The organism is Escherichia sp. E2661 (genome assembly GCF_004745185.1).
Taxonomy (GTDB): Bacteria; Pseudomonadota; Gammaproteobacteria; order Enterobacterales; family Enterobacteriaceae; genus Escherichia.
Genome location: NZ_PDIG01000005.1, coordinates 161,275 through 181,401 on the forward strand (window position 1 = coordinate 161,275; position 20,127 = coordinate 181,401).

At 46.4% G+C, this 20,127-nt stretch carries 32 protein-coding genes, 1 tRNA gene and 4 pseudogenes; 16 read left to right on the forward strand and 21 right to left on the reverse strand.

All coding sequences use genetic code 11. The features are described from left to right. Positions 1–156: 156 nt before the first annotated feature. Positions 157–465: a hypothetical protein gene (locus CRI63_RS03930; RefSeq protein WP_229986656.1), complete on the reverse strand. Its 309-nt coding sequence runs from the start codon at positions 463–465 to the stop codon at positions 157–159. On the opposite strand from CRI63_RS03930, the gene CRI63_RS03935 reads away from it, so the two are divergent. Continuing rightward, a complete protein-coding gene (locus CRI63_RS03935) occupies positions 464–646 on the forward strand; it encodes a hypothetical protein (protein WP_135518560.1) in 183 nt (60 codons plus the stop codon). The genes CRI63_RS03930 and CRI63_RS03935 overlap by 2 nt on opposite strands. Positions 647–744: 98 nt before the next feature. Here CRI63_RS03935 and CRI63_RS03940 read toward each other — a convergent pair whose 3' ends face one another. Genes CRI63_RS03940 through essD form a run of 4 tightly spaced genes read right to left on the reverse strand, consistent with a single transcriptional unit; the run spans position 745 to position 2,310 of the window. After that, positions 745–1,119, reverse strand: coding sequence for a hypothetical protein (locus CRI63_RS03940; protein ID WP_089601969.1), 375 nt, complete (start codon positions 1,117–1,119; stop codon positions 745–747). Between the two features lie 38 nt (positions 1,120–1,157). After that, entirely contained in the window at positions 1,158–1,601 is a 444-nt protein-coding gene (locus CRI63_RS03945) for a lysis protein (RefSeq protein ID WP_135518562.1), read from the reverse strand. Then, positions 1,589–2,095, reverse strand: a complete 507-nt coding sequence (gene rrrD / locus CRI63_RS03950) for a lysozyme RrrD (RefSeq protein WP_135518564.1) — start codon at positions 2,093–2,095, stop codon at positions 1,589–1,591. Before rrrD ends, CRI63_RS03945 begins: the two co-directional genes overlap by 13 nt. Next, entirely contained in the window at positions 2,095–2,310 is a 216-nt protein-coding gene (gene essD / locus CRI63_RS03955) for a phage lysis protein EssD (protein WP_000839596.1), read from the reverse strand. Before essD ends, rrrD begins: the two co-directional genes overlap by 1 nt. 221 nt (positions 2,311–2,531) lie before the next feature. Between essD and ynfU the strand changes: the two genes are divergently transcribed. Continuing rightward, positions 2,532–2,702, forward strand: a complete 171-nt coding sequence (gene ynfU / locus CRI63_RS24200) for a putative zinc-binding protein YnfU (RefSeq protein WP_001405948.1) — start codon at positions 2,532–2,534, stop codon at positions 2,700–2,702. 281 nt (positions 2,703–2,983) lie between these two features. On the opposite strand, the gene cspB is transcribed toward ynfU, so the two are convergent. The 8 genes and pseudogenes from cspB to CRI63_RS03995 form a co-directional block, all read right to left on the reverse strand. Beyond that, positions 2,984–3,199 carry a cold shock-like protein CspB gene (gene cspB, locus CRI63_RS03960; protein WP_000066486.1) on the reverse strand — a complete coding sequence of 72 codons (216 nt, stop codon included), beginning with the start codon at positions 3,197–3,199 and terminating at the stop codon, positions 2,984–2,986. A gap of 368 nt (positions 3,200–3,567) precedes the next feature. Continuing rightward, positions 3,568–4,320 carry an antitermination protein gene (locus tag CRI63_RS03965; protein ID WP_135518566.1) on the reverse strand — a complete coding sequence of 251 codons (753 nt, stop codon included), beginning with the start codon at positions 4,318–4,320 and terminating at the stop codon, positions 3,568–3,570. Between the two features lie 80 nt (positions 4,321–4,400). After that, positions 4,401–4,540 (reverse strand): annotated as a pseudogene (locus CRI63_RS03970) (YlcG family protein). After that, the gene (gene rusA / locus CRI63_RS03975; RefSeq protein WP_130210682.1) at positions 4,537–4,899 is read right to left on the reverse strand and encodes a crossover junction endodeoxyribonuclease RusA; all 363 of its coding nucleotides are present in this window, start codon (positions 4,897–4,899) and stop codon (positions 4,537–4,539) included. Before rusA ends, CRI63_RS03970 begins: the two are co-directional and overlap by 4 nt. Continuing rightward, the gene (locus tag CRI63_RS03980; protein ID WP_000774477.1) at positions 4,896–5,186 is read right to left on the reverse strand and encodes a DUF1364 domain-containing protein; all 291 of its coding nucleotides are present in this window, start codon (positions 5,184–5,186) and stop codon (positions 4,896–4,898) included. Before CRI63_RS03980 ends, rusA begins: the two co-directional genes overlap by 4 nt. Beyond that, entirely contained in the window at positions 5,179–5,349 is a 171-nt protein-coding gene (locus CRI63_RS03985) for a NinE family protein (RefSeq protein ID WP_021550626.1), read from the reverse strand. Before CRI63_RS03985 ends, CRI63_RS03980 begins: the two co-directional genes overlap by 8 nt. Next, positions 5,349–5,804, reverse strand: a complete 456-nt coding sequence (ybcN, locus tag CRI63_RS03990; protein ID WP_059272308.1) for a DNA base-flipping protein YbcN — start codon at positions 5,802–5,804, stop codon at positions 5,349–5,351. Before ybcN ends, CRI63_RS03985 begins: the two co-directional genes overlap by 1 nt. Continuing rightward, positions 5,801–5,902, reverse strand: coding sequence for a hypothetical protein (locus CRI63_RS03995; protein ID WP_077629860.1), 102 nt, complete (start codon positions 5,900–5,902; stop codon positions 5,801–5,803). The genes ybcN and CRI63_RS03995 overlap by 4 nt, the downstream gene beginning before the upstream one ends. 172 nt (positions 5,903–6,074) lie before the next feature. Between CRI63_RS03995 and CRI63_RS04000 the strand changes: the two genes are divergently transcribed. After that, positions 6,075–6,431, forward strand: a complete 357-nt coding sequence (locus CRI63_RS04000) for a hypothetical protein (RefSeq protein WP_135518568.1) — start codon at positions 6,075–6,077, stop codon at positions 6,429–6,431. 134 nt (positions 6,432–6,565) lie between these two features. Here the strand turns inward: CRI63_RS04000 and CRI63_RS04005 are convergent. The 7 genes and pseudogenes from CRI63_RS04005 to CRI63_RS04035 all read right to left on the reverse strand — a co-directional run bounded on the left by CRI63_RS04005 (position 6,566) and on the right by CRI63_RS04035 (position 12,355). Beyond that, positions 6,566–8,093 (reverse strand): annotated as a pseudogene (locus CRI63_RS04005) (recombinase family protein). 320 nt (positions 8,094–8,413) lie between these two features. After that, positions 8,414–8,653 carry a hypothetical protein gene (locus tag CRI63_RS04010; RefSeq protein WP_240782713.1) on the reverse strand — a complete coding sequence of 80 codons (240 nt, stop codon included), beginning with the start codon at positions 8,651–8,653 and terminating at the stop codon, positions 8,414–8,416. Positions 8,654–9,481: 828 nt separating this feature from the next. Continuing rightward, the gene (locus CRI63_RS04015; protein ID WP_135518570.1) at positions 9,482–9,793 is read right to left on the reverse strand and encodes a protein ren; all 312 of its coding nucleotides are present in this window, start codon (positions 9,791–9,793) and stop codon (positions 9,482–9,484) included. Further along, positions 9,790–10,491 carry a replication protein P gene (locus CRI63_RS04020; RefSeq protein WP_135518572.1) on the reverse strand — a complete coding sequence of 234 codons (702 nt, stop codon included), beginning with the start codon at positions 10,489–10,491 and terminating at the stop codon, positions 9,790–9,792. Before CRI63_RS04020 ends, CRI63_RS04015 begins: the two co-directional genes overlap by 4 nt. Then, a complete protein-coding gene (locus CRI63_RS04025) occupies positions 10,488–11,507 on the reverse strand; it encodes a replication protein (RefSeq protein ID WP_205713387.1) in 1,020 nt (339 codons plus the stop codon). Before CRI63_RS04025 ends, CRI63_RS04020 begins: the two co-directional genes overlap by 4 nt. Then, on the reverse strand, positions 11,504–12,043 hold the full coding sequence (locus CRI63_RS04030; protein ID WP_135518574.1) for a toxin YdaT domain-containing protein: 540 nt from the start codon (positions 12,041–12,043) through the stop codon (positions 11,504–11,506). Before CRI63_RS04030 ends, CRI63_RS04025 begins: the two co-directional genes overlap by 4 nt. An 81-nt stretch (positions 12,044–12,124) precedes the next feature. Further along, entirely contained in the window at positions 12,125–12,355 is a 231-nt protein-coding gene (locus tag CRI63_RS04035; RefSeq protein WP_001067459.1) for a helix-turn-helix domain-containing protein, read from the reverse strand. A 104-nt stretch (positions 12,356–12,459) separates the two neighbouring features. Between CRI63_RS04035 and CRI63_RS04040 the strand changes: the two genes are divergently transcribed. From CRI63_RS04040 to CRI63_RS04100, 12 genes and pseudogenes are all read left to right on the forward strand, one after another. Further along, the gene (locus CRI63_RS04040) at positions 12,460–13,149 is read left to right on the forward strand and encodes a helix-turn-helix transcriptional regulator (RefSeq protein WP_064767403.1); all 690 of its coding nucleotides are present in this window, start codon (positions 12,460–12,462) and stop codon (positions 13,147–13,149) included. A gap of 593 nt (positions 13,150–13,742) precedes the next feature. Further along, positions 13,743–13,949 (forward strand): phage encoded cell division inhibitor protein, encoded by a 207-nt coding sequence (locus tag CRI63_RS04045; protein ID WP_000233576.1) that lies wholly within the window; start codon positions 13,743–13,745, stop codon positions 13,947–13,949. A gap of 75 nt (positions 13,950–14,024) precedes the next feature. Next, positions 14,025–14,321: a host-nuclease inhibitor Gam family protein gene (locus tag CRI63_RS04055; RefSeq protein WP_135518576.1), complete on the forward strand. Its 297-nt coding sequence runs from the start codon at positions 14,025–14,027 to the stop codon at positions 14,319–14,321. Between the two features lie 5 nt (positions 14,322–14,326). Then, the gene (gene bet, locus CRI63_RS04060) at positions 14,327–15,112 is read left to right on the forward strand and encodes a phage recombination protein Bet (protein ID WP_000100847.1); all 786 of its coding nucleotides are present in this window, start codon (positions 14,327–14,329) and stop codon (positions 15,110–15,112) included. Continuing rightward, the gene (locus tag CRI63_RS04065; RefSeq protein WP_135518578.1) at positions 15,109–15,789 is read left to right on the forward strand and encodes a lambda exonuclease family protein; all 681 of its coding nucleotides are present in this window, start codon (positions 15,109–15,111) and stop codon (positions 15,787–15,789) included. Before bet ends, CRI63_RS04065 begins: the two co-directional genes overlap by 4 nt. After that, positions 15,786–15,944, forward strand: a complete 159-nt coding sequence (locus CRI63_RS04070) for a DUF1317 family protein (protein WP_002431455.1) — start codon at positions 15,786–15,788, stop codon at positions 15,942–15,944. Before CRI63_RS04065 ends, CRI63_RS04070 begins: the two co-directional genes overlap by 4 nt. Beyond that, positions 15,941–16,498, forward strand: a complete 558-nt coding sequence (locus tag CRI63_RS04075) for a phage N-6-adenine-methyltransferase (protein WP_032255841.1) — start codon at positions 15,941–15,943, stop codon at positions 16,496–16,498. The genes CRI63_RS04070 and CRI63_RS04075 overlap by 4 nt, the downstream gene beginning before the upstream one ends. A gap of 76 nt (positions 16,499–16,574) precedes the next feature. After that, positions 16,575–16,790, forward strand: coding sequence for a hypothetical protein (locus CRI63_RS04080; protein WP_000188870.1), 216 nt, complete (start codon positions 16,575–16,577; stop codon positions 16,788–16,790). A 98-nt stretch (positions 16,791–16,888) separates the two neighbouring features. Beyond that, positions 16,889–17,107: a TraR/DksA family transcriptional regulator gene (locus CRI63_RS04085; RefSeq protein WP_000763364.1), complete on the forward strand. Its 219-nt coding sequence runs from the start codon at positions 16,889–16,891 to the stop codon at positions 17,105–17,107. Between the two features lie 47 nt (positions 17,108–17,154). Continuing rightward, a complete protein-coding gene (locus CRI63_RS04090; RefSeq protein ID WP_000488407.1) occupies positions 17,155–17,433 on the forward strand; it encodes a DUF4222 domain-containing protein in 279 nt (92 codons plus the stop codon). After that, positions 17,405–17,469, forward strand: a pseudogene (locus CRI63_RS24205) (helix-turn-helix domain-containing protein); the annotation flags it as partial. The gene CRI63_RS04090 and the pseudogene CRI63_RS24205, both read left to right, overlap by 29 nt. Positions 17,470–17,631: 162 nt before the next feature. Then, a pseudogene (locus CRI63_RS04100) lies at positions 17,632–18,796 on the forward strand (site-specific integrase). A 15-nt stretch (positions 18,797–18,811) separates the two neighbouring features. Here the strand turns inward: CRI63_RS04100 and CRI63_RS04105 are convergent. Next, a tRNA-Arg gene (locus CRI63_RS04105) sits at positions 18,812–18,888 on the reverse strand. 372 nt (positions 18,889–19,260) lie between these two features. Here CRI63_RS04105 and folD point away from each other — a divergent pair. Then, the gene (folD, locus tag CRI63_RS04110; RefSeq protein WP_064529024.1) at positions 19,261–20,127 is read left to right on the forward strand and encodes a bifunctional methylenetetrahydrofolate dehydrogenase/methenyltetrahydrofolate cyclohydrolase FolD; all 867 of its coding nucleotides are present in this window, start codon (positions 19,261–19,263) and stop codon (positions 20,125–20,127) included.

A 20,127-nucleotide genomic window follows, 5' to 3' on the forward strand; every position in this document is an offset into this window, starting at 1 on the left:
TTCAGGGGGTGTTTTAAATAAAAACATTAAGTTACGGCGAAGAAGAACGGAAACGCCTTAAACCGGAAAATTTTCATAAATAGCGAAAACCCGCGCGCCTTCCGCCCCGTAACGCTCCGGATCACCGGAAAGGACCCGTAAGACAGAAGATCAGGTTTACCTACTGTGTAAATCTCCATCCTTCAGCCCTGTCATCAGCGCCTGATTAACTAACGGCATCAGTTCGTGAACGATGGCAAGAAACTCCAGGAAAAGTTCGTTCTGAGTCTTCTCATCTGCCTCAGCCTGTCGCTGCTCGTATTCCTTCACCTTACTTTCAAGTTGGTTAATACGTGCATTGAGTGCCTCGAAAACAGCTACTGACATATCTACCTCAAAGCAATAAAAGAAATGCGTGCGGCCACGGTCGCACAGACCTGAATACACGTCCTGTTTCTTCCACCCCCGCACAGGACTGGCGAGCATGAGGGACAACCCCGCGAATCATAAACGCGGTAAAAACCCGGTGTGCATCGTTTTTGATTATTCCCGCACACTCGCGCAGAAGGAGTTCCCCGTCGGGCTACGGTCATGGTTAATGCGGGAATACAGCGACGATACAGCGCATGATGTGTCAGGCTTGAATACCTTTATCGAATCCCGGTAACGAATTCTCCTGACGTTCCAGTCAGGTGATGATATGCATGGTGAGATTCAGATATGAAAAAGCCCCGCTAAAAGCGAGGCCATAAATCACTTAATATCTTATTGAGGACGCTGGAGTAATCCGTGCTGAGCGAGAGTTAGAGCAATGTCATAAGACCCTTGCCTGTCTTTATAGCAAGTTTTATCAACTAGCTCAGCTTTGCTAATTCCGGGTAAATCAAGAATCAGATTCGCAACTTCAATTGCCCTTTGGTACAACTTACCGATCTTTTTCTCCCCATGATGTGGTTTTACATTCTTCAGATAACCGCTATCCGCCAGAGCGAGAAACGTTGCCCTTGGGCATCCCTTCTTTCTTGCCGATTCGCTTTCTGTAACCTCAGCGACAGCAGCATCCCATGCATCACGCGGGGATATTGAATTATCAGCAACCAAATAATAAGCAATTAAAGCGGCGCGCGCGTATTGAGACATAATGCATCCATATACAAAAATCTTATGATAAGACTTTTCTAATATGAACACTGTGATCTCACATACTCTTGCAGGCCATTCAATTGGTTAGTTATGGTTTCGATGCGCTCTCTGAGAACGAAATAATCCCGTTGAGCGGTGTCAGTAAGTCTGGGGCTGGCGCCATCATCCACGCCGGAGGCGGCGGTGGTTTTATGCATGTCCGGACAGACTGCTTTGACGCGCAGCCACTTACGACCAGCAGAAACATCAGCACGAAGACTTTCGATAGTCGCGTTAGCATCAGCAAGCTCCTTTGTGTATCTGGCGTCGAGTTCTGCTACATCACGTTGACGCTTCTGCATATCAGCGATGATGGATGTGGCTTTATCGCGCTGGTCTTTGTAGGCGATGGCGTTATCACGGTAATGATTAACAGCCAATGACAGGCAGACGATGATGCAGATAACCAGAACGGAGATAATCGCGGTTACCCTGCCCATTGTTGCCCCCACAAACAGACCTCACGCTCAATCTCACGACGAGTCATCAGGCCTTTCCATTGCTTACCGCCAGCGTATGTCCAGCGACGTAGCTGGTCACATGCGCCCTTGATATCGCCCTGGTTTATTTTGCGAAGAAGAGTAGATGTTCTGAAATTGCCTGCGCCCACGTTATAGACGAACGAGTAAAGAGCGCCGCGCGTTGTTTCCGGTATATCGACTTTGATGTACGGGTTAATTTGTCTGGCGACAGTGGCAAGGTCTTTATTCAGGAGGGCTTTGCATTCTGCTTCGGTATACGTTTTACCGAGCATAATGTCTTTTCCGGTGTGCCCGTAACATACAGTCCATACGCCAACGATATCTTTATATGGTATGTAGCTGACACCTTCCAGACCATCGTAACCACTCGGACCAGTGATGAGCACAGACGCTATGGCAACAGCCCCACCACCAATAGCAGCTGCAACAGCCTTGCGTAATGATGGCGACATTATTCACCTCTCGCAGCCTTACGCTTATCTTCTTTAATCTTGAAATAAAGGTTTGTCAGGTACGTCAGCAGGCCAAATACCAGACTACCCAGCACACCTATTGCCGCCCACTGTGATGGCGTGACTTTATCGAGCAACTGTAAAAACCAGTAGCCAGCACTGCCTGCAGAGGTGCCATAGGCGACACCTGTTGTTAACTTATCCATTGATTTCATATCCTCACCCCGATGTACACGGATGGTGCAATATGTTTGAAAAGATCGGAGTCTACGGGTTAGTTTTTACAGCAAACGTTGTTCTCAACGACGCTCAAAAAACAGAAAATTAAAATAATGTGGTTAAATATTTTAAAAGAAAAACCATCTATTAAATAATAATGCGGGATATATTTTTCTATTTAGTGTAATGTATACGGCCATTTATACAGGAAAAGCCTATGTCAGAACGTAAAGACTCAAAATCACGCCGTAATTATCTCGTAAAATGTTCCTGCCCAAACTGTACCCAAGAATCAGAACACAGTTTTTCTAGAGTACAAAAAGGTGCCCTTTTGATCTGCCCTCATTGCAACAAAGTATTCCAAACAAATCTTAAAGCTGTTGCCTGAGTGTTTTGATTACTTACAAAGAGTTTTTATATTTTAATAATATATTTAAATCAGATAATAAAAAACCCGCCTGCGCGGGTTTGAGATTGTGATGCTTTTTGTGGTAGTTACCCACTTACGCACTTTGTATTGCTATGCCAGCAGTTAGCTTCTACTGTAAAACTATTCATGCAGCAAACCTGCACTTCACCACAAAATGGGATTCAATACCCACAACTCTATCTGCATCTCTACTCAGGCATCAGCCTTCTTCGTTATCGTATACAGACAAGCTATGAATTTTAATCAGTAATAATGACATTTGCTGCTGCAGGACCTTTAGCACCACTCTCTACAGAGAAGGTAACCTTTTGGCCTTCAAATAAGGTTCGATAATTATCATTCTGAATTGCAGAAAAATGCACAAACACATCTTTACTACCATCAACAGGAGAAATAAAGCCAAAACCTTTATCAGCGTTAAACCATTTTACTAAACCAGTCATTTTATTTGACATTCTACATTCCTTAACTTGAGCCTTTCGGCATAAATGATTTGTATAACAGAAACGACTTCATACTTAATTGGAGAGACTCAAAGAAGGAATAAGTGAATAACACCTGAAATGAGAACTGCTTTAGTAAACTACTTCGTATATCGTCTGTTCTTCAAACCGACGCAGCCATTAACGCATAGTTGTACACTTGGAAGCAATGTTTATTTTAGACATCCAGCCACCTCCCCATTTAAAACACAAAAACCCGCTCATTAGCGGGTTTTCTACTTTTTCTCAACACCGGACATACAAAGCCCATCGTTGAGAAAATCCTATCCATATTTTTTGAAAAATGCAAGCATCATGTCGATATCTTCGGCGAAAATTATTTATCTTGTCACTTTTCTCAACTGTGCTTCTGCATATGCTTCTTCCTGCCAGCACTTTGTAACCAGTTTATCAATAACATCAGCATACCCCTTGTACCACTGATAATCCGTCAGGTCCGGTACCAGTTTCTGGACATGATGCCGCGCCAGTGTGGTTGGTAAACGGCTAAACCGGTTTCCATTGCAACGCCCACAAATCTTATAAACAGGCGTGCCATGAAGCCGGGTCCTTTTTTCATCCAGGACAATACCTTTACCCTTACACCCTCTGCACGCTGTGCTGACTTCTCCCTTACCATGACAATGCTGACATAGTTCCTTCACCCACTCTTCCTTGATAACGGATTCCCCGCTTCTGGAATGTTTCACCACTTCGCGCAATACATTATGAAATCCCGTACCAGCACAATGCTCACAGCGAGCCTTACTTGCCGCAGACCTGGAATAATCAGCAAAGGCAAAATTCACGAGGTAAGGAATAATCTGTAACCGTGTTTCTGCACTCAATTTATTCAATGTCGGGTTATCCAGTGCCATCGCGTAATTGAGCAGACCTTCAATCGCAAACTGAGGGTCCTGAACACCAACTTTTGCCAGGAATAAGGCAAACCCAATCGGTGCTTTCGACTGCACCATCCCCTGCGCAGCCATCACATCCGTAATTGATAAACCACCTGAGTCTGTCGCCGGTGCGTCATCGCTCAATTTTGGAGATTTTGGGGAGTAATATTTTGGTAAGGCCTCAAGATTCATTCTCGCTCTCCATTTACACCAGCACGCCAATTGGCAGCAAAAAACAATAAAACGGCATCAACCGATCGTTATCTCTGGCTTCATACAATTGTCTCTGCCAGTGTTTTGGCGTAATTCTTCAGTATCCGGTAATCGGTCAAAACAGAACCGGGAAACGATATAAGCGCAGGCGCACCCAGCGGTAGCGAAGGAGTTCTGCCATATATGACTCACACATCATTCATCCCCCAGTTCGGTGATGATCAGTTCCAGCTTTCCACCCTTGGTAACGGGCATTTTCACAACGCGATAATCAACGACCTGAGCATCATCCAGCCAGAAACCTGCTTTGGTGAGTGCGTCAAAAGCTGCTTTTTGCAGATTATCCAGGTCACGGCGACGGCGATCCGGCATGTGGCACTCAATACGGATTTTCACTGGCATAGCCAGACCGATATCCAGCATGGAGCCTTTGATGATTCGGGCGACGTTATCGCGGTATACCTGCCCCTCTGCGCTGATGTGCGTGCGCCCGCGATTATGGCGGTAGTAGCGGTTATTGCTCGGCGGCCAGGGTAGTGTGATGTAGTAAGTATTCACGCCTTGATTACCCCCTCTTTCAGCCAGATAACCTGCGTTCTCGCCATACCTTCCAGCGCGCATTCTTTTGCATACTCAGCATCGACAAAATGTGTGCGGCGGTCGATTTCGTCGTGACAGGCAGAACATGCAATGGTGGCAATCAGGTCTGGCGGTTTGATACCGGTACCGCACAATCCAGCCAGCCGGATATGTGCCAGTACAGACGTTTCAGGATTGCCATTACATACGCCAGGGATTCTTACCTGGCATTCCCGACCACGCGCTGCTTTTCTCAAATCAGCCATGGTTCCTCCTTGCTGCCAGTCGCAACCATTTTTTATCAACCAGGCTGGCGGTATATCCGAGCAGTGTTGGTATTTCGGATGGTTTCAGCTCAGGCTTACGCTTACGACGATTTGGTACTCTGTAGATGTGTCCGCTCATGACACGAATAAGCGGTGTAGCCATTACGCCTCCTGCTTGTCGCGCAGCAGCTGGAACTCGCAGCTCTGCGGAATAGTCAGGTGGCAGCCAATATTCATCGCCCAGGCTTCAACCTTACACAGGAAGACATACATCTCTCCGGTATCAAGATCGGAGGTATGGCGTAACGACTGGATCGTAGTGATTTCGCCGGTTACGACATCAACCAGGTCCTTGGTTTCATAACCGAGGTATGTGTGTTTGAGTGCATCTTTTACCCATACTGCAGTAGCGAACGTTTTACCCCTGCTGATGAGGTACTCACTGATTTCGCTGTACCACATGTGGCTGAGTGCATTCTGGGAAAGACTGCGTCTCTCGCGCCACGGTTTAAGCACCATGCGAAAGCATTTGCCATCCTCCAGATAAGGCTGGATCTGCTGACCGATAGCGGTGAAGTTGCCGCGATGTAATTTGATGCCGTCTTGTGGGAGGTTCACGCTTCACCTCCGCAGAGGTCAAACGTTGGATGCAAAGAATCGCAGGTGCATTTCTGCATCTGTGAAGGGAGAAGAGAGTTTAGATTGTATGTGCGCATAAACGTCCCCGTTTAGCGCAACCCCACCGCCGGGTGTTCAGGCCGACAGCAGAAGAATTTTCTCTTATTGATAATTGAAAATCAAAAGAATTTTATCGGTAAATGATGTGATCAGATAAGAACCACATGATAGAATCCGCCGGATTTTTTAGTGTAACAAAAGAAAAAAATAATGAAAAAAATGTTGGCTGTCGCATTGACAACCCTTTTGCTGACCGGATGTACCGTTCGTGTAGCAGACCTTACTGTAGCCAGTACAAAAAACTATAATTTAAATGGTGGTAAATTTTACAAAGGAAAACGCGTAACTGCAGAAGATAGCTATCCTGTTATCATCTTCCCAACAGGTATTCCCAATGTAAAAACTGCTGCCGATCGTGCAATCGAGCAAGACCGTTGCGCTGTGGGTCTGACTGACGTTGTTGTAACACAACTTAACCAATCATTCCTGGTTGGTAAAATTGGTTTACGTGTTGAAGGGAATCTCATTATTGACCGCAGCCTTCCTGGGTGCGAAAACGCAGGATGATGATAGTAACCCACTTCGGTGGGTTACTTTTTATCTAAATCATATGTGCCGCCAACAAACAATATACAATTTACTCTAAATAGCTGTGGCAGCATTCTCTAACTTAATATTTATTCTGAAACAGAGTTAATTATTTAAAAATAAACTTCCCCATCAATCATATACCTGAGAGTACTTATCGCCTGTTGGGCAGATATTATTTTCATCAAAGGATAGTGTTTAAAAACAATACCATTCATAAAATAGATATCACATGTTTTGTTATCTGTGTTTATTATAATTTTTTCGAATGTTTTTATAAGCAAGTGTACGACATAATTCCCGCCCATTTTTACTGGTTAAATCAATGTCATGGAAATCACCAAGTGTACTTACACCTTTACTCTTCAAAGTTTTTAATGATATAGAAACCCTTCGCAATTCTTTATCTAATACTCTGATTTTTTCTGCTATAGCGGTAACTTCAGGTGCAACAGATAATGCAACAATTAAATTATTAATTTTCATCTGAAGTTCAATAACTTTCAACTCCAGAGTTTCATTAACATCTTTCTTATTTTCAACTGGTTGGATTTTACTACAATTAAAAAGCAATTCATTGACTATATTATAGTCAACCAAATCTCTTCTTATTGATGGCCTGTTACATCGATGCAATCTTCTCATCGGGCAAACATAATAGCCGTGCAAGCTTCCTGATACTGCATTAACAATCATAGTATTACCACAAGCGCCGCACTTCATAACTGTTCGCAGTAGATTTATCAACATAGGGTTCTTGCTACTATTGCTAATACCAAAAGGTGCTAGCCGAATTTCCTGCACAGAGTAAAACAAATCATCTGATATCACTCTGGGATAATAGTCAGCGATTTCAATTATTCCCTTCCCTCTTGCACGATATGAAGGTACGCATATACCTATCAGCGCTTTATTAGCTAATAATTTTTCAATTACAGAAGGCCCCCATGCACTTTCTTTTCCTGAGAAATTCTTTATAGCATGATCATTTAAATACTTAGCAATTGCATTCAAAGAGCGTCTTTCCATCCTTAGTTTAAAAATCAGCTCAATCGTTTTCACCCTGTCAGGGTCTAAGACAAACGACGTTCTTTTTTCATCTAATGAAAGCCATCTCGGGCAAGATGCCGTCATAATCGTACCTGACTCCATTGCATCTTGTCTTTTTTTCTTCCATGATAATTTAACTCGGCTTGACTTTATCTCGCTTTCTTCATTGGCCCTTTGAGCTATAAGTATTGCTTTTATTAATGAATATGGTTCATTTAAAGAATCAATATTATAAGTTGTATTATCGCACAGAGTTATAACATCAATACCATGATTTAAAATCAGTTTCAGGCGTTCAATCGCCTCACCGACTTTTTCTCTTGAAAGTCTGTCCAGACTTTCAACTAGCAATGTAGTTCCTGGCAATATACAGCCATGCTCTATGGCATCTAAAAATTCCGAAAAAGCTCCTGACTGTGCATGCTTTCCATTGAATGCGCTTAACCCCAAATCTTCATACGTTACGGTATCAAGGTAATAATCACTATTTACCTTTAGCCATTCAGTAATAAGCCTTCTCTGGCGGTTTAATGAATCACCAGACATCTGGCTTGGTGATGAAAATCGCATATATGCTATGGCTTTTTTCATGTTGACACCTGCTAACGCATACTTTTATAAACCTTAGCGGCGAGTTATAATTTTGTTTAATTTTTATTTAAAAAGACAATCGAGATCACATTTTCTTAAATATACAACAAATACCGCATAGCAATTTGCTGCCACATAAATTCACAGACACAAAAGAATATAGTGTATAAGCAGCCTAAAAACATTTATCAACAGTATAAAAAGAAGTTCGTTATCAGTGAATTGTTCTGTGATTGGGGATTATTGAACTTCTCGATCGAGAATATTCAGAACCCAGCGGGGGAACTCTTTGGCCACAGGAGTTCGTGCGAACATGACGATCAGTTGGTCTCCCCGAAGGCTAAATACTCAAGACGCCTGCATCCCACGAGGGTGGTCACTTTGGCCCCTCCTGTCATCATGTCTGTAAATTCATCTGAGTGACGAGAGTAAATGCGCTTAGCTGCTTTATCGTCCGCATATTCCAGTGCTAAACCAACTTCAGTGGCAGTAAGCCAAATTCTGTTATTGTGGCAAATCGGGGTAAACGTCGTTTTGAGGAATGCTAATTGAGTAGTCATAGTATCACCTCATCAGGTTAACCATCACCACCAACGACGCCAATCGACAGGTGGTGAACTGTGCAAGGTTGGCGTAACCGGCTACTCAAACCCGGCCCTTCCGAAGAAGCCCTCACACAGCCCACCATAATTTGGGCGTAACCGCGCTTAGCGCATAAAAAACCGCTTAACGCGGTATGCGTTGAGTAGTGTTCCGGGACGCCAATCCCGTGTGCCGATTTTGCGGCAACACAAAGAATTAGCCCAGTGAATGGTGGCGGTCAACTGCAGTCATTCATTCTCATAATGTGATCACCATCACTCAACACGTTCCAGAAATCGCTCTATCATACTGACTTTAAACAGTTTTTAGGTGTTAAGTATGTGGTTTATAGTATTAATAGCTATCCTGATTATTGCCGCTTTCGTTTTTAAAAGCTCCAAATCCCAAAATCCACCTTCGCAACCAGTTCGTACTACTAAAAAAATAAAGGCACCCACACATAAAAAAACGCAAAACTAACTATAGTTATAGTACCGATATCATTGAGTTAGATATAACTTATCAGGATGCGAAGGGCGAAATCACTAATCGCCATATATCTATCATAAAATACGACCCTTCAAAGAAAAAAATATATGCACGGTGCCATTTAAGAAAAAGTATGCGAAGTTTCTATATTGATAGAATATTAACCGCAATAGATATTGAAACTGGCGAAATTCTTTCAGATCTCGACGGGTATATATCAGAAAGAATAAACTATTAACATTCAATATATTTGCCCCAAGCATTATATGCTGGGGCATGTAATTATATGACCATTGATAATTCCATTTTGTAAATATTTAGGTTGTCATCAATGATAGTGCGTTTACTTTTCCATACACAGCCAACACTCGTTTCATCGCGACACTCTGGCGACACTCTTGGAAAATCAGGTTCGTGCTCACCTTCCCTTCCCGTTCTTCCCTAGTAGCGAACCGGTAATACACCGTTCGCCAGACCTTACCATCAATGACTAAGATTCCTGCCCGCGCCATTTTAGCCGCAGCCTGATTTATGCTGGTTACTGTTGCGCCTGTTAGCGCGGCAACGTCCGGCGCACAGAAGCTATTATGCGTCCCCAGGTAATGAATAATTGCCTCTTTGCCCGTCATACACATGCTCCTTTCAGTCCGAACTTAGCTTTAATTTCTGCGATCTTCGCCAGAGCCTGTGCACGATTTAGAGGTCTACCGCCCATGACAGGAAGTTGTTTTACTGGTTCAGGTATAGCCTCACCACGGTTAATTCGCGCTGTCATACAGGTCAGTTCATCGGCAGCCTTACGCCGTAATTCCGCGTCAGTCAGCGCATTGGCCCGCATGTTCTGGTACAGGTTGGTAACCAGCCAGTAGTGCGCGTTTGATTTCCACGGATAAGACTCTGCATCCGGATACAGGCCACGCTTCCGGCAATACTCATAAACCATATCAACCAGCTCGCTGACGTTTGGCAGCCCGGCGTTAACGGACGCTTCTTCCCGGCACCAGGCGACAAACTGCCCAGGTGATGGCAGGAACGGTCGATTCTGCCGACGGGCTACGCGCATTCCTGCGTTAACCTGCTCCATCGTGGTGATCCCGTTTTCCCGGAAAGCCAGAACCCACTGGCGGCGGATTTCGTTCAGTTCGTTCTGGTCACGGTTAGCCAGGCTCGCCGGGAAAGTTGCCAGTAACTGGCTGAATACACCGTTGATTATCTGCGCCACCTGCTGTACCTGCGGCTTTTCGTCGTACTGTTCCGGCATATTGTTGGCGATCCGGCGCATCTGCTCACGGTCAAAATTAATCATCTGTGCGGCGATGTTTTTCATAGCTCCACCCCGTAAATCCAGTCAGTGTTCGTCAGGTCGAGTTTTAGTTTGCCAGCTGTCACGCCAGCCTGCTGCTTGTTTCGGTTGATTTCGAGCTGTGTCCACTTATCGCGGAGTTTGGCCGGACACAACACGTTACCGGACCAGAAGTTGTCCTGGCATGCCCAGCGGAACAGCACGCACATGTCGCGGTGGTTACGTCCGTCACGTTCACGCATCAGGCGGATATCGTTAGCCCACCCTGCAAAATTCGGTTTTCTAGCTGATGGCGCGATGGTCTTCACCATGTCAAACATCCACTCTGCGGCGGTCAGGTCTTCTGCTGTCCCCCACTTGCTGCCGCTCTGAATTGCAGCATTCGGTTTCTCCACAGGAAGATCGTTTTCTGGCTGGTCAGAGGATTCGCCAGAATTCTCGGACGAAAAAGGTTTTATATTGTCTTTTGTTAGTTTGTCTTTTGTGTTTACCTGATTCGGGTAAACGCCTTTACCTGATTTAGGTAAACTTTTCTTACCTGATTCAGATAAATTTACCTCTTTCAGGTAAACTTTATTTTTCTTACCTGATTCGGGTAATGTTGACCATTCACTGACCACATTATTGATGCCGATATTCCGCCCGCTCTGAATTAAAATCCCACGCTTTACCAGAACACTTTTTGCAGCAGAACACTTGTGCGGCAATATCCCGGTTAACTCGGAAAGTTGCTCGTTGCTCACCCAATCCAGTTTTTTATTAAAGCCATATGTTTTGCGCATGACAGCCAGGAAGACCAGAAGCTGGTGCTGTGTTAATCCGGCCAGCATTACAACTTCCAGCAACTCATTTGCAATGCGCGTATAACCATCATCGAGATCTGCCACGCGCGGCTCCTTTTGTGCCACATCCGGCACTGGAAAATTGAATATCTCAGCAGTGTTTGCCATAATTCCTCCCGCAATGAGTGCGTTACGATTTGCACCTGAAAGTCGGTTCTGTTCCCGCAGACCGACTTTCGCCATTTCTGAACCTGTCATATTGCCCCCAGCATGGTGGTAACCATCGCCATTAATGGACCAGCCAGATCCGGGTCCACACGAAACATCGACACAATACCTTCACTCATTTCCTTCAGTTTCTGGTGGCGTGGTGCGTTGAGAATGACCGCCTGCTTTGCCTCACTGAGTTCCTTTTCCATTTCAGCCAGCCGAGCCATGAAGCTATCCTGCTCAACCAGGTGGCCGCGATATTCCAGCGGTAGTACCGCCAGAATTGCCGGGGTCAGTTCACGCACGTTATTTCGGTATTTTTCAGAATCGAATTTGTTATCGAGGAAGCGGAACAACTTCTGGCGTGCACGGCTGACATCATCAGGGAAATCGATGGTGCCGCCGCCCAGCTCCCGATACTCATTCACAATGAGTGCGGCAACAACATCCTGATTATCTGCAGCCGACCAGGCGCGAACGGCATCACGGATTTTTTCGTGGCCTGGCGCCTGTTTTGTTTGAGAACGATTTATCACCGCAGTCGGGGTAAATCCGCTAGTCTGTTGGTATGTAATTGGTTGCATAATTGATTCCTTTAGTTTGAATTGACTGTTAATCAGTCTGTTAAGTTGATTGCTTATTGTTAAAGAGCGTGAAATGGAAATTTAAGCTGCGTTCTTTTCGGTGTGTGGAAACAACTTCGGAAGATCCGGGCGAATCTGGTATGCCTTCACAACTCCACCAGTAGCCGTAACAATGCTGCCGACATGTTCAGGGGATACCTTTGCTTTGTTGTGAAGCCACTTATAGACGGCCTGCTGTGAAACTTCGCAGGCATCGCCCAGTTTCTTTTGTGAACCAACTATATTGATCGCTGTTTTGATTGCTGGGTTCATAACAACCTCCGTGGTTAATCTGAACCAAGATTAAAACTATGGTTGTTTTTAGTCAACAACCATTTTCGTTTGATGGAATAAAACCTTGGTTGTACATTTGGTCTATGAAAACAACACTCTCAGAAAGACTTAAAGAAGCCAGATCAGCGCGAGGCCTTACACAAAAGGCACTTGGGGATTTGGTTGGGGTTAGCCAGGCTGCTATTCAGAAAATCGAAACAGGGAAAGCTAACCAAACAACTAAAATCGTGGAGATCGCGAACGCTTTGGGTGTGCGCGCAGAATGGTTATCTTCTGGCATTGGAAATATGTCAGACAGTACAGTGCAACCAATACAATCAACTCTCAGCCATTCCAAATACTTCAAGATTGACGTTCTTGATATAGAAGTCAGTGCTGGGCCGGGAGTCATCAACCGTGAGTTTGTAGAAGTTCTACGCTCGGTTGAGTACTCGTTTGACGATGCTCGTCACATGTTCGATGGTAGGAAGGCGGAAAATATCCGCATCATTAACGTGCGTGGTGACAGCATGTCAGGAACTATCGAACCAGGTGATCTGCTGTTCGTTGATATCACTGTTAAATCTTTCGACGGTGATGGTATCTATGCGTTTCTGTACGACGACACAGCCCATGTAAAGCGCCTGCAAATGATGAAGGATAAGCTGCTGGTCATCTCTGATAACAAAAGCTACTCACCGTGGGACCCGATCGAGAAAGACGAGATGAACCGGGTGTTCATCTTCGGTAAGGTTATTGGGAGCATGCCGCAGACATATAGGAAGCATGGGTAGTACCAATTAAAAATTATCAACTGGGCATTGTGCTCATTCAGTAAAGAACTAATTCCTATCTTTGCTCTAGGTAGTAATATTAAGCCACCGCAATAATATCTTTACCTAACGGCGTAAGAATCCCGGTCACCGTGCCGGGTTTTCTTTTGCCCTCCCCTCATCACACACACCGTTAAAAAAACCACCATAACCTCGCTTCAGTTATCGCTATGCGATTCAAGTCACAAAATAAATCCATCCTAAATACAACCAGTTATATCTAAAACAACCAATAAAACAACTTTTGTTGTTGACGATAAAACAACTATAGTTTTAAATAAGTTCATCGCAACAACACAACGATACGGCAACCACCTGATTCACCGTTGCGATGACCGCTTAGATCCGCAGCTTGAATTTCAGCAGGCTCCGGGGAGTGCGAGGGGTGAAACGGACGCGTGAACGTCGGTGTGACCAGCTGAAATCAACTCAACACCTCATACCTCAGTCGCTTCAACAAGGCGGCTTAGTTATGACAACCGGCGGCCATCCACCGCCAGATACTGCGCAACCCCTCATTTGTTCAGCAGCCCAGCTTACGGGCAGGAGTTTTTATGGTTCATCAACATTACGGAACGCAGACCGTTAATCGCGGTGCGGTCATGCCAGGAATGCTGGTCAAACACAAAGATGGTACCTGGACAGCATCAGCTAATTTACGCGGACGGCTTTATCTGCATCGCGGCATCGAGCGCACTTATACCCGTGACTTGCTCGTGGAAGTTTTTCTTGACGGACGCGGCAACGGCCTGAATCACTAATCCCCTTTCCTGTTTTTCTAATCAGCCTGGCATTTCGCTGGCGATATTTTCACAGCCATTTTCAGGAGTTCAGCCATGAACGCTTATTACATTCAGGATCGTCTTGAGGCACAGAGCTGGGTGCGTCACTACCAGCAGATCGCCCGTGAAGAGAAAGAGGCAGAACTGGCAGACGACATGGAAAAAGGTCTGCCCCAGCACCTGTTTGAATCGCTATGCATCGATCATTTGCAACGCCACGGGGTCAGCAAAAAAGCCATTACCCGTGCGTTTGATGACGATGTTGAGTTTCAGGAGCGCATGGCAGAACACATCCGGTACATGGTTGAAACCATTGCTCACCACCAGGTTGATATTGATTCAGAGGTATAAAACGAATGAGTACTGCACTCGCAACGCTGGCAGGGAAGCTGGCTGAACGTGTTGGCATGGATTCTGTCGACCCACAGGAGCTGATCACCACTCTTCGCCAGACGGCATTTAAAGGTGATGCCAGCGATGCGCAGTTCATCGCATTGCTGATCGTCGCCAACCAATACGGCCTTAATCCGTGGACGAAAGAAATTTACGCCTTCCCTGATAAGCAGAACGGCATCGTTCCGGTGGTGGGCGTTGATGGCTGGTCCCGCATCATCAACGAAAACCAGCAGTTTGACGGCATGGACTTTGAACAGGACAACGAATCCTGCACATGCCGGATTTACCGCAAAGACCGCAATCATCCGATCTGCGTTACCGAGTGGATGGATGAATGCCGCCGCGAACCATTCAAAACCCGCGAAGGCAGAGAAATCACGGGGCCGTGGCAGTCGCATCCCAAACGGATGTTACGGCATAAAGCCATGATTCAGTGTGCCCGTCTCGCCTTCGGATTTGCTGGTATCTATGACAAGGATGAAGCCGAGCGCATTGTCGAAAATACCGCATACACTGCAGAACGTCAGCCGGAACGCGACATCACTCCGGTTAACGATGAAACCATGCAGGAGATTAACACTCTGCTGATCGCCCTGGATAAAACATGGGATGACGACTTATTGCCGCTCTGTTCCCAGATATTTCGCCGCGACATTCGCGCATCGTCAGAACTGACACAGGCCGAAGCAGTGAAAGCTCTTGGATTCCTGAAACAGAAAGCCACTGAGCAGAAGGTGGCAGCATGACACCGGACATTATCCTGCAGCGTACCGGGATCGACGTGAGAGCTGTCGAACAGGGGGATGATGCATGGCACAAATTACGGCTCGGCGTCATCACCGCTTCAGAAGTTCACAACGTGATAGCAAAGCCCCGCACAGGAAAGAAGTGGCCTGACATGAAAATGTCCTACTTCCACACCCTGCTGGCTGAGGTTTGCACCGGTGTGGCTCCGGAAGTTAATGCTAAGGCGCTGGCATGGGGAAAACAGTACGAGAACGACGCCAGAACTCTGTTTGAATTCACTTCCGGCGTGAATGTTACTGAATCCCCGATCATCTATCGCGACGAAAGTATGCGCACCGCCTGCTCTCCCGATGGTTTATGCAGTGACGGCAATGGCCTTGAGCTGAAATGCCCGTTTACCTCCCGGGATTTCATGAAGTTCCGGCTCGGTGGTTTCGAGGCCATAAAGTCGGCTTACATGGCCCAGGTGCAGTACAGCATGTGGGTGACACGAAAAGATGCCTGGTACTTTGCCAACTATGACCCGCGTATGAAGCGTGAAGGACTGCATTATGTCGTGGTTGAGCGGGATGAAAAGTACATGGCGAGTTTTGACGAGATGGTGCCGGAGTTCATCGAAAAAATGGACGAGGCACTGGCTGAAATTGGTTTTGTATTTGGGGAGCAATGGCGATGACGCATCCTCACGATAATATCCGGGTAGGCGCGATCACTTTCGTCTACTCCGTTACAAAGCGAGGCTGGGTATTTCCCGGCCTTTCTGTTATCAGAAATCCACTGAAAGCACAGCGGCTGGCTGAGGAGATAAATAATAAACGGGGGGCTGTATGACTGATTTCACCGGAAGCAATACTCCTGCCGAACATCGCGACAGCTGGCGCACACCACCAGAGATTTTTGCTGCGCTTAATGCAGAGTTCGTTTTTCAACTTGATGCTGCAGCCAGCGAAAAAAACCGACTATGTCGGCTTTTTATCTCACAGGAGCAGAACACATTAACCACTTCATGGCCTGAAGCAATGGGATATGCCTCTGGTTATGTCTGGTTGAATCCACCATACAGCAATATTTCCCCTTTTGTGAAAAAGGCAGCCACTGAAAACAAATTCAGTAGTGTGGGATGTGTAATGTTATTGCCTGCTGACACATCTGTCGGATGGTTTCATGAAGCGATACAAACCGCCAGTGAGGTCAGATTCATCACGGCAGGACGACTGGCATTTATTAACCCACTCACCGGGAAACCCGTCAGTGGAAATAATAAAGGCTCGATGCTCATTATCTGGCACCCATACCCCCGTACACACTGCCACTTTACGACCGTTGATCGTGGAGAGTTGATGGCGTTCGGCTCAAGGATTCTTGCCCGTCGGGAGGCTGCATGACAACCACGGAATACATTTTTCTGGCAGCGGGCTTCATATTCTGTGTGCTTATGCTTGCCGACATGGGACTTGTTCAATGACACCTCAGCAGGAAAACGCCCTTCGCAGCATTGCCCGTCAGGCTAATTCTGAAATCAAAAAAGCCAGACAGCAGTTTCCGGATAAAAACGTCGATGACATTTGCCGTAGCGTACTGAAGAAGCACCGCGAAACGGTAACGCTGATGGGATTCACACCGACTCATTTAAGCCTGGCGATCGGCATGTTAAACGGCGTCTTTAAGGAGCGATGAACATGAAAAGCAAAATCATCAGGGAGCTACAGGCTCCTTTTTTATTATTCGCATTCACCCTCAAGCGTATTAACCAACAATTCAGGGATTAATGAAAGATGGCAGACATCATTGATTCAGCATCAGAAATTGAAGAATTACAGCGCAATACAGCAATAAAAATGCGTCGTCTGAACCACCAGGCTATATCTGCCACTCATTGTTGTGAGTGTGGCGATCCCATAGATGAACGAAGACGCCTGGCCGTTCAGGGTTGTCGGACTTGTGCAAGTTGCCAGGAGGAGATCGAACTTAAGAACAAACAATGGGGATTGTGATGGCCTCAAAGCAGCAAATTTCAACATCGTCCAACTGAGGTGTAAAAATGTTCAGAATCATTTTTCCTAACACCTGGTACGTCGACCACCACGGCACTCCCTGCAAAATCCTGCGTTCTACCCACAACAAAGTTCACTACATCCGAAAAGGCAGAACATGTATCGCCAGCATGTTCCGCTTTAATCATGACTTTGAACCTGTGAATAAAGCTGATGCAGATCGGATAGCAGAAGAGATCGAAACGGCAGAACACATTAAGAAGTTACGTGACATGCGTTCAAAAAGCAGAGGTAACCATGGAATCATACAGCCTCACACTCGATGAGGCCTGTCAGTTTCTCAAGATATCCAGACCTACCGCTACCAACTGGATACGAACAGGCCGCCTACAGGCAACACGCAAAGATCCCACTAAACCAAAATCTCCTTACCTCACAACACGGCAAGCCTGCATTGCGGCGCTTCAGTCTCCGCTGCATACTGTCCAGGTGAGCGCGGGTGATGGCATAACAGAGGAAAGAAAATGTCACTCTTCCGCAGAAATGAAATATGGTATGCCTCGTACTCGCTCCCGGGCGGGAAACGAATTAAGGAATCTCTTGGCACAAAGGACAAGCGGCAAGCTCAGGAGTTGCACGACAAGCGAAAAGCAGAACTCTGGCGAGTAGAAAAGCTAGGGGATTTACCTGATGTCACTTTTGAAGAGGCCTGCCTAAGATGGCTTGAGGAAAAAGCTGATAAAAAATCTCTCGATTCAGATAAAAGCCGGATTGAGTTCTGGCTTGAACATTTTGAGGGTATAAGGCTTAAAGATATCTCGGAGGCAAAGATTTACTCTGCTGTAAGCAGAATGCATAACAGAAAGACGAAAGAAATATGGAAACAGAAAGTTCAGGCCGCCATCAGGAAAGGTAAAGAACCGCCTGTTTATGAACCAAAGCCAGTATCAACTCAGACAAAGGCAAAGCATCTTGCCATGATAAAGGCCATTCTCCGTGCTGCAGAACGCGACTGGAAGTGGCTGGAAAAAGCGCCTGTCATCAAGATACCAGCGGTCAGAAACAAGCGAGTCAGATGGCTGGAAAAGGAGGAAGCAAAAACGCCTTATTGATGAGTGCCCCGAACCACTGAAATCTGTCGTCAAGTTTGCGCTGGCAACTGGTCTGAGAAAGTCGAACATCATAAATCTGGAATGGCAACAAATCGACATGCAGCGACGAGTTGCCTGGGTGAATCCAGAAGAGAGCAAATCAAACCGCGCCATTGGTGTGGCGCTGAACGATACCGCCTGTAAAGTGTTGCGTGATCAAATAGGCAAGCATCACAAATGGGTGTTTGTACATACCAAGGCGGCTAAGCGAGCAGATGGAACATCAACGCCTGCGGTCAGGAAGATGCGCATCGACAGCAAGACATCATGGCTATCAGCTTGTCGTCGTGCAGGAATTGAAGATTTCCGTTTCCATGACCTCAGACACACCTGGGCAAGCTGGCTGATTCAGTCAGGCGTCCCATTATCAGTGCTTCAGGAAATGGGCGGATGGGAGTCCATAGAAATGGTTCGTAGATATGCTCACCTTGCGCCTAATCATTTGACAGAGCACGCGAGGAAAATAGACGACATTTTTGGTGATAATGTCCCAAATATGTCCCACTCTGGAATTATGGAGGATATAAAGAAGGCGTAACTGATTGAATTGTAATGGCGCGCCCTGCAGGATTCGAACCTGCGGCCCACGACTTAGAAGGTCGTTGCTCTATCCAACTGAGCTAAGGGCGCATTACACCGCGAGATGCTGTAATCGCGTGAATTATACGGTCAACCCTTGCTGAGTCAATGGCTTTTGAACCGGTTGCTGAACAAGTGTACGGCGATGTCTATTTATCTCACCATGAAAGCAAGGAAACACATATCCTCCCTCAGTCTGGAACAGGTAAACCTGTTTTTCATTTATAAAGAGTACTATTTTCTTACGTTACGAAAAATTGTGCGTTTATATGAGCCGGGTAACTATCAAACCAGCAACGCGCTGTTGCCCAAAAAACAGCGGATTACAGATAGTCCAGAAAACGAAACCTGACAGCGCGCCCCGCTTCTGACAAAATAGGCGCATCCCCTTCGACCTACGTAACAGATGGAATCCTCTCTCTGATGGCAGCAAAGATTATAGATGGTAAAACGATTGCGCAGCAGGTGCGCTCTGAGGTTGCTCAAAAAGTTCAGGCGCGTATTGCAGCCGGACTGCGGGCGCCAGGACTGGCCGTTGTGCTGGTGGGTAGCAACCCTGCATCGCAAATTTATGTCGCAAGCAAACGCAAAGCTTGCGAAGAGGTGGGATTCATCTCCCGCTCATACGACCTTCCGGAAACCACCAGCGAAGCAGAGCTGCTGGAGCTTATCGATGTACTGAATGCCGACAACACCATCGATGGCATTCTGGTACAACTGCCATTACCGGCGGGTATTGATAACGTCAAAGTGCTGGAACGTATTCATCCTGACAAAGACGTGGACGGTTTCCATCCTTACAACGTCGGTCGTCTGTGCCAGCGTGCGCCGCGTCTGCGTCCTTGCACCCCGCGCGGCATCGTCACGCTGCTTGAGCGTTACAACATTGATACCTTCGGCCTCAACGCCGTGGTGATTGGCGCATCGAATATCGTTGGCCGCCCGATGAGCATGGAACTGTTGCTCGCAGGTTGCACCACCACCGTGACTCACCGCTTCACTAAAAATCTGCGTCATCATGTAGAAAACGCCGATCTGTTGATCGTCGCCGTCGGTAAGCCAGGCTTTATTCCTGGTGACTGGATCAAAGAAGGCGCAATTGTGATTGATGTCGGCATCAACCGTCTGGAAAATGGCAAAGTTGTGGGCGACGTCGTGTTTGAAGACGCGGCTAAACGCGCCTCATACATTACGCCTGTTCCGGGCGGCGTTGGCCCGATGACGGTTGCCACGCTGATTGAAAACACGCTACAGGCGTGCGTTGAATATCATGATCCACAGGGTGAGTAA